This window comes from Candidatus Neomarinimicrobiota bacterium, from assembly GCA_041862535.1.
Classification (GTDB): domain Bacteria; phylum Fidelibacterota; class Marinisomatia; order SCGC-AAA003-L08; family TS1B11.
In genome coordinates, this window is sequence record JBGVTM010000033.1 from 1 (window position 1) to 16038 (window position 16038).

Sequence of the window (16038 nt, forward strand, 5' to 3'; positions counted from 1 at the left end):
GGTATAGGTCTCACTACCTGTAAAGTCATTGAGTTTCGTGAGGCCAATTAATATGCGCAGGCGCTCGGCTCCTACGGCTCTGACCGTGGCCTCCTTCCCACCGGACATCCGGGTATCGTACCCTAGAAGCTGCATATAATCAAACAGCTCACTTTCAATCAATCTACGATCTTCAGGACTCAGCTCTTCGTTATAGGCGTCGGCCTTTCCTACCCGGTAAACGCCAGCGATATCCACTTTAACGCGTTTATCGTTTTCATCAATCATTGAAGTGATGGGGCCGGAATCCAGGTTCAAGAAGTCCAACACCCGGCGGAGGGTTACTTCGGTGTATTCAAGCAAATCTTCATATTTGACTGTCAAAACATTGGGACGATCCTTGACAGCCTCATATGCCCGAAGATAGGCCTTCGTTTGAAGCGTGGCGTCCACAACGTCCCTGGCAAACGAATAAAAATCACTCCTGAGCATGGAGTTGACCACCGCCCGGGGATCGCGCTGCAGGAAGATAATTCTAGCGTCAGGAAAAAGGGCTAGAATTCGTTCGGAAAGCAAGGTATGGGTGGGAGTCCTCTCAATAAAAACTTTATCAGGCTGGTTATTTAATTTTTTATCGATAATCGCCTTGATCTTCGCATCATCCAGCTTATTGTTACAAAAAACACCTGTTTCGGAGGTTAAGCGCTTGCCACCCACAGTGGAAGGCTCTCCACCGAAATCCTCCCGGTTCAGGGAGTTGACGGCAGGGTGACTGGTTAGCAGGCCCCAAATCCAGGTCGTCCCTGATCTCGGAGCACCGAAGATAAAACAAAGACGGGAATATCCGTCTCGATTATTGCTCCCCGCTGTGTTCTCCCCACTTTGCATCATTCTGCTGTTCTGTCCAACCAGCGCATTCTCATGGGATGAGAGCCCCTGGAGGTTGAGGTGTTGCGAAGCTCCAGGAGGAGGTCACCCTCCTGTAGCTTTACAGGGGAGGATGTCAGTCGTCCTCTAACTTCTCCCCGGTGGCTTCTTCCTTACCCATTCTGCGCAACTCTTCCGGGACGTTCTTCACCAAGGCATCCATGGCCGCTTTACTTTGAGCAGCCGCCAGGTTTTCCTCCCGGATGCGCAGATACACTTCTTCCCGATGCACCGGCAGCTGCGGCGGAGCGGTGATCCCGACCTTTACCTGAGCACCGGTACATTCAAGGATGGTGAAGATGATCCCGTCCGCCACCCGGATGCTTTCGCCGCATTTCCTAGATAAAACCAGCATAGCGGCTACACTCCACCTTTGGAGGGCATCAGATTCGTAAGGGGCTCGTCTACTCGCAAATCGTCCCTATCCAGGATAATTTGAGATCCCTGCATACTTTTAGTACTGATAATCACCGGCGCTTTGGTGTTGGCGGTGATGGTGCCCTCCTTTGGATCCACCCTAAGGATGTAGAAGGGTGCAATATCCTCCCGAGCGGGATTGCCAATCAAGTTCAGCTGGTCAGGGTTGATATGGTCCAGGACTTGTTTTTTCAGCAGGCGGCAGCTGATGACCGGCAGCGCCACTTCAGGATCGTACATGGATCGCAGCCTGAGGAACGGTCTAAGGTCGGCCCGGCTTTCCAGCATAAATTTTTTGTGCTCTTCAAAGCCTGGCAGACCGGTGGGGAACTCCAGCGGGTCGGAAGCCGCAACCCAATCGGGCTTGGATTCTTGTTCGGGGGGTTTGTCGCTCACGATTACCGCAGATGATTCAGAATACTGATGTTCATAATGCGCGAACTGGACTCCAGCGCAGCCCGATAGCCCAATTCCTGAGCATTATATTGCAAGATCGCTTCCGCTAAATCCACGTCTTCGGCCTGTGAAATGTAGGACTGAAGATTAACGTTTGCCATCTCCAAATTACCGCGAGTAAGCTCAAGTTTACGCTGTAGAGATCCAGCCCGGGCAACTGTGTTTAGTAGCTGCGGCTCTACTATCTCGATCTGGACCAGAGCGGCCTCAATAGCGTCCCCATCATTGGCGACGAGAGCGTCACGGAGGGCAATAGCGGCGCTGAACACATTTTCAAACTCCGAGCCCGTTGTATTAATCTGCAGGTAGGTATCTTCACCCACCTTCCGGCTCAGGATGCCGTCATTCCCGCTGTAGGTGACTGTTATCCCGTCAAAGGCAAAAGGTTCGGTGTCTTTGGTGATGGTTCCCCCGAAAATATATTTACCCATAAAACGGGTATTGCCCATGAGTACCATTTCTTCGATCAGTGCTTCCACATATCCCACCACCTGTGTTCGAGTAGCGGGGTCGGCGTCACTTCGGGCTTGCAGGCCCAGTTCTCGCGCTTGCTGCAGCGCTTCATACATCACGTCAAGTGATTCGGTGCCTACTTTAATCCAGGCGATCCCATCTTCGATGTTATTCAGATATTGCTCGTTCTTGGTCAGCAGGCTCTTAAATCTGCCGGCTCGGTCAAACCTTACCGGGTCATCAGAAGAGAGAGCTACCTCCTTATTGGTGCTCAGCTGCCGCTGCACATTGGCCAGGCGTTCCTGATTAGCACTCAGGAAGCTAATGATCTGTTCCTTCAGCATAGAATCCGTAACACGCATAATAAGCCTCTACGTTCTTTAAATCAATTCCAGCAGGGTTCGGGTGAGCTCATCGGCGGTGGCTACCAGCCTTGATGCGGCGGTAAATGCCTGTTCAAGCTGCACCATCCGGGTCATTTCCTCTTCCATACTGACACCTGACACGGACTGACGCTGCATGTCCAGGTGTTCAACAATTTTATCATGATTGCTCTTCAAAAAACCAACTTCCTGGATGCGGTTGCCCAACGTGCCTATCAGGGAGCGAAAATACTCGCCGATGGTTTGATTGCCGATAACTTCCAGATCCACTAGATCAGCGATGGCCTTAGCAGTGTTGCCGTTGCCGGATTCGCCGGGAGCATCACTGGATGCGATGAGATCCACATTGGCTACAATAACATTGTTCACCGCAATCGAGGCGGCACCCTCAGTGGCTTCGGTGAAAAAGTCCAGTCCCGTGACCCCATCGAGGTTATAGCCGGTCCTGTGGATAGCGTTCACTTCTTCAACCAGAGCCAGGGCCAGAGTGTCGAGCCGATCCAGAAGGTAGGGAATGTCAACATTATGAACAGTTAACAAGGCACCTAACTCTCCTGACCTCACGTTTATCTCCCGGTCTGTGCCGGCGATAACCGTTGTGATTTGATCGACGCCCCCGTCACCCTGAGTTTCTCCAACAGCTAGTTCGTAGGCCGTTCTGCCGGATACCAGTGTCAGGCCGGAAATATAGACCGATACGCTATTACCATCACGTTGAACTTCGATGTTCGCCAGTTCGGACAGCCGATCGATGAGGCGATCCCGCTGATCCTCTAGATCCGGATTGTCACCTGGATTGATTCTGTTCAACTCCGCGAGCTGGGCCGCCAGATCGTTGATTTCTTCGACCCTGGTATTGACTTCTTCCCTGACAGAAGCCTGGAAAGAGACCAACTCCCGATACGCCCGATTGAAGCTCAGGGTCAGGGTTTGAGCCCTGTCCCGGACGATAGTCCGGGCGACGGAGCTCTCCGGGTCATTGGCCAGGCTGTTCCAGGCACTCCAGAATTCGTCCAGCATGGCCCCCAGGCCGGTTTCGTTGCTCGAAGGCAGAACACCCTCAATTTGCCGCAACAGGGTCTCCTCCGATGTGTATTGGGATCGCAATGAGGATTGCCCCCAGTATTGTCGATCCACAAAATCCTCCCGGATGCGGCGCAGGGTATCTCCATTAATGGCACTGCCCAGGCTGAAGCCGGCCAGAATCTCAGGCAGAACCGGGTTGACATCGAGCCTCTGTCGGCTATAACCCCGGGTTTGGACATTCGATATGTTCTTCCCGGTAATCTGGAGGCCAAACTGCGAAAGCAGCATTCCCTGCTTGCCAACTTCGGTGAGGAAATCAAGGCCGGCCATATCAGATTTTCCCTTCGATCAGACGCGAACTTGCCGGTTCTTTCGCTCCCCGGCCTTCCGCCGAGTATACCGGGAACTGCTCAGATGATTTGATAAGTTCCCTGGCAGCATCACGCACAAACTTGATGGAGTAATCCAACAGGTAGCGGTTTTCCTCGTTGGTTAGAATGACTTCCTGGACAATCCGCTGCAGGCTGCGGTGAATATCCGACAGGCGCTCAGCATAGGTAGACTCCACCGCCTCGATCAACTGACCGAGGCTCTGGATTTCCTCTTCTTTTCCCAGCGCACTGCTGACTTCTTTAAGCGACGCCTCTCTGGTCAGAGCCACCGCCTCAGACTCCCTCAGGATGGCCTGTTCATGTTGCACAGCCTCCTTCAGGCCCTCAAGCTTACCTTCAATAATGCTGGACTGCTTTTTACGGAGAACCAGAAGCAGCTCATTATACATCCGCATCTCTTCGGACAGAATGGTTATCAGTCTGGCAATCAGACGTTCAGGGGCAGGATGTTTAGTCATCGTTTTCCTTTCTCACACGATACGTGAGCAGGTCTTGCAGAGATATCCCTTTATCATTTTCGGAGGGGTCCTGGGGATGTTTAGACTGCAGATCGCGGTAGAGCAGCTCGGCCAGGCCGATGCCCCCTCCCTCACTCAAAGCCGATCCCATCACCTGGTGAAACATGAGGCTCGACAGTCCGCTACCCGATAGGGTGCCCTGGGGTAGTGTTCGCTCCATGCTCTTGACCAGATACCCCATAAACAGGGCTTCAAAGTTCTGACACGCCTTCCAGAGCCTTTTATCCCCCTTCGGATCCGCGGGGTGGGTCGCCTGGGGCGCGGCTCCCTTCAGCTGAGCTGAGACGCCTTGATGTTCTATGCCCTGTACCTTCATATCCCTGCCGCTACATGATGATCAGTCTGGCATTCAGGGCCCCGGCCTCTTTAATAGCCTGGAATACGGCGATAATATCCCGCGGTTTGAAGCCCATGTCATTCAGGGCGGCGGCGAGCTCGGCCACTGTGGCTGCCGACAGAACCGCGGCTTCACCCGGCTGCTCCGTCACCGTAGTGCGGGTGATGGGGATCGTCACTGTCTGCCCGACGCTGAAAGGCGAGGGTTGCGCGACATAGGGTGCGGTAGTAGTATGAATCTGGAGAGAACCATGGGAGACCAGCACAGCTCCAATGGTCACATTACCGCCGGCAACAACTGTTCCGGTACGTTCGTTGATGACTACCCGCGCCTCCACATCCTGAACGACCTGGAGGGTTTCAATACTGGCCACAAATTGCACCAGTTCCCAGGGCTGGCTCAACCCGGGTGGAAAAGTGACTTGCACTATGCTGGCATCCAGGGCCTGGGCCAGGGGCTGAACGCTGGGAGAGAAGGTGTTGACGGCCTCGGATATCCTGGAGGCCGTGGTATAATTGGGTTCTTTCAATAGCAGTTCCATCGGCTGATCGGGCTGCAGAGCCACCTCTTCAATCACTCGTTCGAGGGTGGCCCCATCCGGTACCCGGCCCACCAGGGCATAATTCTGCCGCAGCCTCTCACCTCCCAGGGTGGTCACATTAAACCCACCAACGGACACGGGCCCTTGGGCCAGACCATAGTACTCGCCTCCGGCGCTGCGTAAGGGAGTCATCAGCAGGACACCGTTCTCCAGGCTGGTGGCATCGCCCAGAGAGGAAACATTCACGTCAAACTTGGCGCCAGGTTTCCCGAAGGGCGGTGTGGTAGCGGTTACCATAACGGCGGCCACGTTGCGGGTCCGCAGATGCTGACTGTCAACAGTCAGGCCAAATTCTTCCAGCATATTGGCAATGCTCTGCACCGTGAAAATGGTTCCTCGATGGCCGATAGCACGGTCGCCGGTGCCATTAAGCCCGACCACCAGGCCATAGCCTACTAAGGTGACCTGCCGGATGATACGGTAGGTGGTCACATCCTTGATCCGGCTAATCCCTTGGGCCGTCAGCGGTTGGAACCCGAGAAAAGCTGCGAGGAATAGGTAGAGGTAGTGTCTCATTAGAATTGGAGGCTCCTGATTACCGTGAGTGCACTGATACCGCCCACGTAGCCGATGAGGGCCAGCCCGGCACCTCCCATGATAATGTTTGCTAACCGCTGGAAGGTTCCGCGCTGGACCAATTTCCCGGGCAGCCCAGCCTTGCTGTAGTAGATTCGGGAATCGGCGATATTATAGGAAAAGATGGTATTGTCCGATTGGATGTCTCTGGGGCGAATGGTTCCCTTGATGGTCATAAGATTGCGCTCGCCGTTAACGTTGAGCACCTTTGATCCGCTGATCCTGAACATGCCGTTGTCGGTCACTTCGGTGATCACGGCGGAGATCCTTCCGGTCAGCAGATCTTTCTGGGCCGTGCCCTCGCGGGAATTCGAATCCGTTTTCAGATTAGAGCGCAGACCGAATACGGGCAGGAATTGCAATAGATTGCCCTCGACATTACCGGCGGCATCGACCGTGTTATCATCGAACCGCTGGACCTGGGACTGGTGGCTGGCATTGGCCGTTTCCGACACCAGGATGGTTACCACATCACCAATCCCACGGGCTTTCTGATCGGCATACAGGGAGCGCGGCGCTTCCTGCCCATAGCCGACAGCCAGGGTAACCAGGAGAATAAAAGTCCCATACAGCCAATGTGTGCCAAAAGATGAATTTTTGTTCATGTCATTACTCCACCAAAACGATTCCCGGAGCTACCAGGCGACCATAGAGCCGTTTTCCGGTGGTGGTCGCCACAACGGGGATCAAGTCACCAAGACTTCCTTCCCGGCGGGCTTTTCCCGGGCTGATCAGGTTGAGATGCGTACGGCGGAAGTGGATCATAACTTGCTCGCCGCGATGTACTACCGGTACCTCTTCCAGATGGTGAAACTGAAGCAGTTGTCCTTGAGGCAGACTGGTGCTCAGCTGATACCCTGCCGGAAGAGAATCGGCGGTGAAATAGCTCTGCTCACGCTGCGTCACCCGGATCATCTTACGCTGAAAGTGGTCCAGCTCTAAGAGGGTCCCCCGCTTCAGGGGGAATCTGGCCGCCCAGCCCTCCACCACGGCCACACATTCAACCGTAATATTCACCTTAACGGGGACGCCCTCAACCGGCGTGATTTCCAGTGGGATCACGTAATGGCCGGCTGCCGTTTGCGGGATAAAAACCCGCAGCGGCCGGAGACTGGCCACGGGTGCCAGCTTTTCAACATTGGGGGGCAGGTTAATAGCAACCAGTTCCCCCGAAAGGTGGGCCCGGCTGAATCCTTCCATAACATGCTGACGCACCACCTGCTCCAGGCGCTCCTGCAATGATGATCCGGGGAGCATGCCTTTGGCTTGCGCGGCACCCAGCAGGGCACATAGCACAGCGGTCAGGAAAAGTATCGTTGTAATCCCGGCAGGGATTCGACGGCTAAGGGACATACAATCTAGCGCCGGATGTTGTTGGCCACCGCCAGCATTTCATCGGCGGATTTCACCGCCTTGGAGTTGATCTCATAGGCCCGCTGGGCGACGATCATGTTGATCATCTCCTGTACCACGTCCACGTTCGACTTCTCCAGAAAGCCCTGGAGTACGACGCCAAAGCCTTCATCCCCGGCAAAACCGACTGTGGGGGGGCCAGCGGCAACTGTTTCCTCATACAGGTTGCCCCCAACAGCCCGTAGCCCGGCCGGGTTGACGAACTTCACCAGCTCGATCTGGCCAATTTCCTCCGGGGTGGTTTCGCCCGCCAGAAGGACGGAAATAATACCATCCTGGCCGATATTGATACTTTCGGTATCAGGGGGCAGACTGATTTCCGTACCCAACTTCAGTCCCGTGGTTGTAACGATGAAACCGTCGGGGTTAATGCGAAAGGCGCCGTCACGGGTATAGGCATAGGTGCCGTCCGGCCGCATAACCTGGAAAAATCCATCACCGTCAATAGCCAGGTCGAGTGGATTCTCGGTATCGGTGACGGTGCCTTGGGAGAAGGTTCGGAAGGTTGAGACGGCCCGGTTACCGTGACCGACCTGGATCTCGACGGGCTTTTCCTGACCGAGGCCCCCTTCACCAGCCCCCGAGACAATGGTCTCGTAAAGAATGTCCTGAAATTCAACACTGCTGCGTTTGAAGCCGGTGGTATTGACGTTGGCAAGGTTGTTGGCGATCACATCCAGCGTAAGCTGCTGGGCCGCCATCCCCAGTGCCGCTGTCCGTAGTGAGCGGATCATACTTCCTCCTTAACGGTAATCCCCGAGCTGAGTGGCCCGGCCCAGTATCTGGTCCATCGCTGTAGCCACCCGCTGAGTGGTTTCAAAATTCCGATGCAATTCGATCAGGCTAACCATCTCCGCAACCGGCTCGACGTTCGAGCCTTCCAGCATGCCCTGGCGTACGTCCAACTGCTCCGGTTCCAGCTGGGTTACCAGGCTGTCATCTGAAATGCGATAGAGACTGGCGCCAATTTTTTCCAGCGAGTATAAATAGGGAATATTGGCAACGAGTAAGTGATCAATTAAGGTCTTGTCCAGGTAAACCTCACCATTCCGGGTAATCTGGACCTCTCCGGCGGTGTCGTTGGCAGACAGAATCGATATTGGACCCCTTTCACCCATCAGAAGATACCCCTGGGCGGTCTGGATAAAACCTTGATCGTTGACGGCGAAATGGCCGTTCCGCGTGAAGGCTGGTCCGGAGGGGGTTTCAACTATAAAAAAGCCCCGGGTGGAAAGGGCCAGGTCCAGCGGATTGTCGGTCTGATGTAGCTCACCTTGGGCAAAATCAGTATACCGCTGGGCCCCGACATCGTTGAGGGATTCGGTATACCAATCTATGAAAGTGGCATCGCGCTTGAATCCCGTTGTTCCAATATTCGCCATGTTGTTGGCAACAATATCAGTTCCAAAAAGGTTGCGGGTCATATTCCTGGCAACCCTTGTCAGGTCGAATTCCATACTCTCCTCGTAAACATGTCTTGCTGGCCATTTAGGGTTCAAATGCCGTGCCAAAAGGTGGTGCCAGGATTATTTTTCCCCATTATAGACCTTTTTCTCGACGGGAGAAGAACTTCAAGAGGGAAATCACCTGATCTGGACATGGGTAAATCGGAGAGCAGGATGGGGAGTGAACTTGCGTGGGAGGCCGGGGTGGGAAAATATTCCCTCCAGGGTAGATAACGGCTAGTTGAGTTTGAGCATCTTCACCCCTTCCAGATATTCTTCGGCTTCACTGCTCTGCAGGTATTCCAGCCGCTTGGTAAGCTCTTTGATGCGATAGGCGGCCTCCTTCATCTTAGCCAGGGTTTCCGTGGCTTCGGGGAGATCGCGCTCACACCTGGCTGCCAACAGATCTATGAAGCTGATAATAATAGCCAGGGGATTGTTGATCTCGTGGTTGAGGCTCACCACCAGTTCCCCGATAGCTGCCAGCCGTTCCTTGTTCACCAGGGCATTTTGGGTTGTGCGCAGCTCCTCCAGAGTTGCCTGGAGAATCTGATTTTTTCCCTGCAGCTCGGATCGGAGACGGAGCTGTTCAACGATCAATGACAGTTGCGTTCCCAGCTGCTCCAGGTCGGTCTTGTCGGCTGCCCGATAAAAGCCGGGCTTCTTATGTCCCAGGTTAAGTACTCCCTCAAGCCTGTTCCCGGCCCATAGCGGAACGGAGATCAAGGACCGGAAGCCGCGTGTAGCATCATTGCTGCTCATGGTCGACAATATAACCGGCTGCTTTTGGGATGCCACCCAGCCGCTGAGCCCATTCCCCCGCGTAAAAGCGACATCCGATGCCAGGTCCACTACCCGGGAGCCACGGCTCTCAGCTATCTCCAAAGCGCCTGTGTCGCAGTTGGCCACAAACAGGGTGGCCGAATCGAACTCGATGACACTGTCAAGAATATCGAAAACCGCGGAATAAGTTTCTTCGCTGGAGAGGCTTTTTTGGAGTATCTCCCCTATTTTTTGCAGGAATTGGAGACCGATCATGATAAATAGTGGTGATTACGAGCAGGCTAGGGTGTTTTTCTTGGCCCGGCCAGGGATTTTTCGCCTCCCATATTGGCCAGCAGGCTCGCCTCATCATAGCTCAACGATCCATTTAATGCCATGATTGCCCTGACCTTAGCATCAGAGATCGTCGGCTGGCCACCCCCTGCCGGGCGTGTAGGTTGGTGGGTTTTGGAATCGCCGAGTGCAGCTTTCCGGCGCTGCAGAAACCAGATCAGAGGAAGACCAGTGATAAGCAGCAGACCGGAGACGCTCCCGGCCCAGATCACCGCCCGGCGAACGACCCTCCGGTAGGGAGCCATCTCTTTGGCCAGCGTGTAGCGCACATTTATCTGCCGTAACTCGGCTGGTGCCGTCAAGTCTGCCGGGGGAGACGCCGGGGTGATATCCGGCTGGAAGCGACCATTAGGCCAGAGGGCCGAAATGGTCTCCTCCCGGAAATAGCTTTCCCGCGGCAGGGCCTGGGGGTACAGGTCAATAACGTAAATATCAGAGTCAACGACCTTATACCTTACAAAGTCCCGAAAGTGAGTGCCGGCCACTTTGATGGACATCAAATTTTTGCGCGGAAAATCGACCCGGATGGTGACCGGAATGAGATACCCCTTCTCGTATGCGCGCCGGCCGACGTAGGTCTGCTCATCGACACCCCAGACATTCACTACCGCCTGGCCCAGGCTGTCCAGCTCCACCTGCACCCGCCGATTACCAACCCCGTCAATAAGAATCCGCCGGTGACTCATCTGCTCTGCAGAAAATAAAGCCACGTAGCGATCATTCGCACTCCACAGGAGGCTACTTGCCAGCGATAGTATTAGCAGCGAACAACCCGGCCTAAATGAGAATATCGATCTTGTGCTCAATTCGTCTCCGGGTTTTTCTAGGAGTCTGCTTTCCTTTATCCTCGGGAGTTTCGTCGGCGGTTTCCGCCTGGCTGGAAAGCTCTACCTTGTCCTTGCGGCCCCGGCGCTTCTTTTCCTGCGCTTCCTCCTCACCGGATTTTCTTCTTTCCAGCTTCTGCTGCTCGATCTTCACCGATTCCGGACGGATGGGCTCGGTCTGTTGCGCATCCGGCTGAAGCGGCGGCGGCATGCTCAGGTTCGGATCAAGCGTTTCAATCATTTCAATTGATTACGTAACAGATCCAGTGTCTTGCTCATTATTTGCGACACGCGCGACTCGGAAATGTTCAGAACCTGACCAATCTCCACCAGCGTGAGGTTTTCATAATAGTAGAGGGCCAGAATCAGGCGTTCCCTCTCTGGCATTTCTTTGAGTAAACTAACCAACCGTGTCTTGAGGTTATCGATCATGTAGGCACTCTCCGGATCTTTGGATTCAGCATCTGCCAGGAGATCAATCTGCCTCGAAGGGATCTCCTGATCTCCGGTGATAGGATCATCAAGTGAGAAGGTGGCATAGCTCAGTTGACCTGCCACCAACAGCTCGGAGTAATCATTCTGGGAAATATTGGCCGCCTCACAGACCTCCTCGGCAGAAGGTTCACGGTGCAGCTCCTGAGTCAGCCTATCGGTGATTTTTTGTACTTCCATCAGGCGTTCCAGCTTTGTCCGGCTCAGAATCCGCACCTGGCGGATGGCAGCAATGACAGCACCGTAAATGCTCTTGTAGGCGAAGGTTTTAAACTTGACCTGGCGCTCTTCATCAAAGCGATCAATGGCTTCCAGGAGCCCGTGAATGGCGCTTTGCTCTAAATCCTCGCGAGTGATAACATCAGTGACTGGCAGCGGGATACGGTTCACCACGTAATACACCAATGGTAGAAACTCCCTGACGGCCCGTTCTTTCAGGATGGGATCCTTGGTGGCGTAATACTCGCTGAGGAGATCCTCGCCGGTAAGGGCTTCCAATTTAGCTACCTTCGCCTTCATTTTCAGTCATTGATTCAGTGGGCGTTTCCATCTGTTCTTCCCCCGGTCCTTTAGGGCGCATGCCCAACCGGAGAATATTACCAGCAACGAGCAAAATGAGTAGCACAGCCCCCAGTACGAGGCCACTACGGTACAGGGCGGTGAGTAGGCTCATACCCCGCAGGAGCAGAACCGCAAGGGTGCCTAGGCCGATGATCAAGGCAAGCTGATAAATGGCTGACTGCATACTAAAGCGATTCCACCTCCTTTCGACTAACCCGCAGTCGATCAAAAATGTTGGATCGATATTCGATCTTCTGCGGTGGAAGTTTCAACAGCCGGAGGCAGACCAGTTGCAGGTTATGGGCCGCCCGGCTCCTGGGATATTCCACTACGTAGGGCCGTTGGCGGATGATCGCCTGTCCGATGGCGGTATCCTCGACGATTGATCCCCCATAATATAAGTTGGTCTTCAGAAACTTTTGCGTAATCAAGTTAAGTTTCTTATGGAGTTCCAAGCCATCTTCCAGCGACCTCAAGCGGTTGGGCAGCAGAATAAGCGGTAACTCCAAAGATTTACTCCGAATAACTTTGATCATGGCATAGACGTCAGAAATGGAGGCCGGTTCTGGTGTTACAACTAAAATTACTTTATCAGCACCCAAAGCCATAGTCAAGACTGTGGGGGTAACCCCGGCGCCGGTATCCACGATAAGGTAATCATAACGAGCCTGAATGGAAGCAAAAGATTCGGCCAGCACTTTTAGCATTCGAACATCCGCATCCATAAGGTTCAGATCGCCGGAGGTGGCCGGCAGTATATCAATTCCCGAGGGATGGTGCATGATAATCTGCTCCAGGGTCTGGCTGCCGTCCATAAGTTCCGCCAGCGTGTAGCGCGGTGTGGCTCCGATCACAACATCCAGCTTGCCAAGGTGCAGGTCCGCGTCCATAAGCAGAACCCGCTGCTTGCGCTGTTTGAGCAAAATGCCGAGGTTCACCGCTATGTTTGTTTTTCCCACGCCGCCCTTGCCGCTGGTAATAGTGATGATTTCCGGTAGAATTTCCCTTTGGGGGGCCAGACGCGGTCGAACTTTGGCCGCTGCTTCCAGCTTCTGAGCGGAACTCGTCACGGTCTTAATGCTCCCCAGTCGCTAAAGGCAACCGTTTTATGATGGCCTGCCTGACATTCAGGGCCAGGCTCTGCGGTACGGCCTGCCCGGTGGTGACATATTTCAGGGGCAGGTTGGGATCGTCAGCCAATCCCAGCACTTTGCCCGGTTTGCTGGTTTCGTCCAGCTTGGTCACCACCAAGCCTGATGGATGGATCCCCTGGTACAGCCCTTTAAAGAGCCATAACTCCTCCATCGCCATATTGGCGCTGAGCACAAGGAGGATTTGAGTAGGCCGCAGCACCGCCAGCTGGATTTGCAAATCTGGCAGGCTGCCCTTTGAGAGCGGGCTGCGACCAGGGGTATCCACCAGAATAACATCACATTTTGCCAGGTTCACGAGTGCACGTGGAATATCATCCACCTGTCTGACCTCGATGATGGGGATCGCGAGAATCTCCCCGATGGATTTCAGTCCGGCATTGGCGCCGGCACGAAAGATGTCGGTTGAAACAATACCGGCCCGTCGATTCCGATAGGCGCCATTGTGGGACGCCAGCTTGACGAGAAGGGAAGTCTTTCCCGCACCGGAAGGGCCCACCACGACCACCACCTCCCGCTTTTCACGATGAGGCTTGGTGGGTGGTGGAATAAAAAGGTAGCCAATCTGGCGTTTAAGCTCCGCCAGGGCGCTCGCGCGGTCGACGGGGCCCGCGTCACCCATGCCGACCAGCTGCTCCTCGGTGCGCGTAATGAGCATTTCGGCTACATGCTCCGGCGTACCGGCATCCGCCAACAGATTGAAGCAAAAGTCGAAGGGTTCCAGGAAGGGGCAGCTCCTGACCGCCCGCAACTGCGCCTTTATACTGCGGAGCTGCTGCCGCAGGAGAAACAGTTCTGCCACTTCGGCATCATCCTGGGATGCGAGTGATTTCGCGAGGCCGGCTTTTGAATTTTTAGACTGCAATTGGCTCTGTCGCAGCGCCCCGTCCGTGGAGCCCCGGCGGACTGCAGAGCGCGGGAACACACCCACCTTCAAAATAACCTGGTGCCCGTTTGCAGCCGATCCGCCGTTTTTGGGCGCATGGCGCAGATCTAGAATCAAAATATCCTCGCCGAGTTCCTTCTTGGCCCGTGTGAGGGCTTCTCGCTCGCTGGAACCGGTGAAAGTCTTAAACAGCATCGGGATACCTCACGGTTCCTACGGACCTCAGTTGCAAGGTGGGCGATAATTCCGCGAAGGAGAGCACCGCCACGTTAGGCAGCACCGGTTCCGTGAATTGACGAACACTCCGTCGGATAAGCGGCGAAACCAGCAGCGCCGGTCGCCCGCCCTCAATAACGATTTGTTCCACTTGCTCACTGATAGATGTAAGTACACTTTTGACTTGATTGGGAGCCAAACCCAGATTCCCCAGATAGACCTCCCCTTTCTTGGTAGCCTGCAGAATGTGGTCTTCCAACCGTGGATCGAGTGTGGCCACTGGTATGGGCTTATCATTAGACCTGAACAACTCAGTGATGTTGTCGGCCAGGGCAGCGCGGACATATTCCGTCAGGACATCGGCATCCTTGGTGGTAGGGGCATAATCGGCCATGGTTTCGAGAATCGTTATCAGATTGCGGATGGGAATCCCTTCCCGAAGAAGATTCCGCAGGACCTGTTGGATAACACCCAGGGGCAGGAGGTCGGGCGTGAGCCCCTCCACCACGGCCGCTTTCTCCTCCTTGAGATCATCCAGCATTTTTTGCACTTCCTGACGGTCCAGGAGCTTGTAAGCGTGAGACTTGAGCACCTCCATGAGATGTGTGGCGATTACCACCTGGGGTTCAACCACAGTATAGCCGGCCACTTCAGCCTTGCTTTTTTGCTCTTCGGATACCCACAAGGCAGGCAAGTTGAAAGTGGGCTCGGTGGTCTCGATACCCACCAGGCCAGCTTCCGGATCAGGATTCAACACCAGGTAGTAGCCAACCATAACCTCGCCTCTGGCGACGGTGATCCCAAGGACCTTGAAAAGGTATTCATTGGCCCCCAGATTGATATTATCCCGGAGGCGGATGGGCGGTATCACCACCCCCAGCTCGAGGGCGATGCTCTTGCGAATAGATGAGATGCGGCCCAGCAGGTCGCCACCCTGGTTGGCATCAACCAGGCTGATAAGGCCGTAGCCGATCTCAATCTCAAAGGGATCTGGATGCAGAAAGGCTTCAATCCTTTCCTCAGGCACTTCTACCCTGGCCTCTTCAGCCTCAACCAGTTTTTTGGCCTCAAGGATCTTGGCTCGTGATTTGACGACGCCGGCACCGATCACCCCAAGAGCCAAAATGAAGAAGGGCAGGAAGGGCATGGCTGGAATTAATCCTACCAGGGCCAGCGCCCCGCCGGCGATGAAGAGGGCCCTGGGCTGATCGGAGATCTGTCGCGCTACGTCGCCTGCCAGGTCATGTTCCGTGGTAGAACGGGTGACAATGATCCCGGCTGCCGTGGAGACGATGAGAGCGGGAATCTGGGCTACAAGACCATCGCCGACGGTCAGGAGGGTATATTTGCGGGCGGCATCCCCCAGGGTCATGCCCACCTGCAGCGTACCGATAACCAGCCCGCCAATAATATTGATGCCGGTGATCAGAAGGGCAGCGATGGCATCACCGCGGACGAACTTGGCTGCGCCGTCCATAGCGCCGTAGAAGTCGGCTTCGGAGCCGATCTGCCGCCGCCGCTGCCGGGCCTCGTTCTCATCAATCAAGCCCGAGTTCAGATCAGCATCGATAGCCATCTGTTTACCGGGCATGGCGTCCAAGGTGAAACGAGCGGCGACTTCCGCAATACGCGTCGCTCCGCGAGTGATAACCAGGAAGTTGATGATCACCAGGATCATGAAAATGATGAATCCTACTACATAGTTACCAGACACAACGAAGGAGCCGAAGCCCTGGATGATCTCACCGGCATATCCGCGACCGAGGATGAGCCGGGTAGTGGCCACATTCAGGGCCAGGCGGAAAAGGGTAACCATGAGCAGCAGCGAAGGGAAAACGGCAAACTCAAGCGGCCTAAGGGTAAAGAGAG

General features: G+C 54.7%; 20 protein-coding genes. All 20 read right to left on the reverse strand.

Annotated elements, in window-relative coordinates:
• The coding region (locus tag ACETWG_01345; protein ID MFB0515229.1) for a sulfotransferase at nucleotides 1-870 on the reverse strand (870 nt) is incomplete at its 3' end.
• A 112-nt stretch (nucleotides 871-982) separates the two neighbouring features.
• Nucleotides 983-1261, reverse strand: a complete 279-nt coding sequence (gene csrA / locus ACETWG_01350) for a carbon storage regulator CsrA (GenBank protein MFB0515230.1) — start codon at nucleotides 1259-1261, stop codon at nucleotides 983-985.
• A 5-nt stretch (nucleotides 1262-1266) separates the two neighbouring features.
• A complete protein-coding gene (gene fliW, locus ACETWG_01355; GenBank protein ID MFB0515231.1) occupies nucleotides 1267-1719 on the reverse strand; it encodes a flagellar assembly protein FliW in 453 nt (150 codons plus the stop codon).
• 2 nt (nucleotides 1720-1721) lie between these two features.
• On the reverse strand, nucleotides 1722-2594 hold the full coding sequence (locus ACETWG_01360; GenBank protein MFB0515232.1) for a hypothetical protein: 873 nt from the start codon (nucleotides 2592-2594) through the stop codon (nucleotides 1722-1724).
• Between the two features lie 18 nt (nucleotides 2595-2612).
• Entirely contained in the window at nucleotides 2613-3971 is a 1359-nt protein-coding gene (flgK, locus tag ACETWG_01365; protein ID MFB0515233.1) for a flagellar hook-associated protein FlgK, read from the reverse strand.
• Nucleotide 3972: 1 nt separating this feature from the next.
• Nucleotides 3973-4491: a flagellar protein FlgN gene (locus tag ACETWG_01370; GenBank protein MFB0515234.1), complete on the reverse strand. Its 519-nt coding sequence runs from the start codon at nucleotides 4489-4491 to the stop codon at nucleotides 3973-3975.
• On the reverse strand, nucleotides 4484-4867 hold the full coding sequence (locus ACETWG_01375; GenBank protein ID MFB0515235.1) for a hypothetical protein: 384 nt from the start codon (nucleotides 4865-4867) through the stop codon (nucleotides 4484-4486). Before ACETWG_01375 ends, ACETWG_01370 begins: the two co-directional genes overlap by 8 nt.
• A 10-nt stretch (nucleotides 4868-4877) precedes the next feature.
• A complete protein-coding gene (locus tag ACETWG_01380; protein ID MFB0515236.1) occupies nucleotides 4878-6005 on the reverse strand; it encodes a flagellar basal body P-ring protein FlgI in 1128 nt (375 codons plus the stop codon).
• A complete protein-coding gene (locus ACETWG_01385; GenBank protein ID MFB0515237.1) occupies nucleotides 6005-6670 on the reverse strand; it encodes a flagellar basal body L-ring protein FlgH in 666 nt (221 codons plus the stop codon). The genes ACETWG_01380 and ACETWG_01385 overlap by 1 nt, the downstream gene beginning before the upstream one ends.
• 4 nt (nucleotides 6671-6674) lie before the next feature.
• The gene (gene flgA / locus ACETWG_01390) at nucleotides 6675-7418 is read right to left on the reverse strand and encodes a flagellar basal body P-ring formation chaperone FlgA (GenBank protein ID MFB0515238.1); all 744 of its coding nucleotides are present in this window, start codon (nucleotides 7416-7418) and stop codon (nucleotides 6675-6677) included.
• Nucleotides 7419-7423: 5 nt separating this feature from the next.
• Complete coding sequence (gene flgG / locus ACETWG_01395) at nucleotides 7424-8212, reverse strand: flagellar basal-body rod protein FlgG (GenBank protein MFB0515239.1); 789 nt, start codon at nucleotides 8210-8212, stop codon at nucleotides 7424-7426.
• A gap of 9 nt (nucleotides 8213-8221) precedes the next feature.
• On the reverse strand, nucleotides 8222-8935 hold the full coding sequence (locus tag ACETWG_01400; GenBank protein ID MFB0515240.1) for a flagellar hook-basal body protein: 714 nt from the start codon (nucleotides 8933-8935) through the stop codon (nucleotides 8222-8224).
• A gap of 225 nt (nucleotides 8936-9160) precedes the next feature.
• Entirely contained in the window at nucleotides 9161-9961 is an 801-nt protein-coding gene (locus tag ACETWG_01405; protein ID MFB0515241.1) for a GAF domain-containing protein, read from the reverse strand.
• A 26-nt stretch (nucleotides 9962-9987) separates the two neighbouring features.
• Nucleotides 9988-10749, reverse strand: coding sequence for a hypothetical protein (locus ACETWG_01410; GenBank protein ID MFB0515242.1), 762 nt, complete (start codon nucleotides 10747-10749; stop codon nucleotides 9988-9990).
• Between the two features lie 67 nt (nucleotides 10750-10816).
• Nucleotides 10817-11104, reverse strand: a complete 288-nt coding sequence (locus ACETWG_01415) for a hypothetical protein (GenBank protein MFB0515243.1) — start codon at nucleotides 11102-11104, stop codon at nucleotides 10817-10819.
• The gene (locus tag ACETWG_01420; GenBank protein MFB0515244.1) at nucleotides 11101-11874 is read right to left on the reverse strand and encodes a sigma-70 family RNA polymerase sigma factor; all 774 of its coding nucleotides are present in this window, start codon (nucleotides 11872-11874) and stop codon (nucleotides 11101-11103) included. The genes ACETWG_01415 and ACETWG_01420 overlap by 4 nt, the downstream gene beginning before the upstream one ends.
• Entirely contained in the window at nucleotides 11855-12100 is a 246-nt protein-coding gene (locus tag ACETWG_01425; protein ID MFB0515245.1) for a hypothetical protein, read from the reverse strand. The genes ACETWG_01420 and ACETWG_01425 overlap by 20 nt, the downstream gene beginning before the upstream one ends.
• 1 nt (nucleotide 12101) lies before the next feature.
• Nucleotides 12102-12986, reverse strand: coding sequence for a MinD/ParA family protein (locus ACETWG_01430; GenBank protein MFB0515246.1), 885 nt, complete (start codon nucleotides 12984-12986; stop codon nucleotides 12102-12104).
• Between the two features lie 4 nt (nucleotides 12987-12990).
• Entirely contained in the window at nucleotides 12991-14148 is a 1158-nt protein-coding gene (locus ACETWG_01435; protein ID MFB0515247.1) for a hypothetical protein, read from the reverse strand.
• A partial coding sequence (flhA, locus tag ACETWG_01440) for a flagellar biosynthesis protein FlhA (protein ID MFB0515248.1) occupies nucleotides 14138-16038 on the reverse strand: 1901 nt, incomplete at its 5' end. The genes flhA and ACETWG_01435, both read right to left, overlap by 11 nt.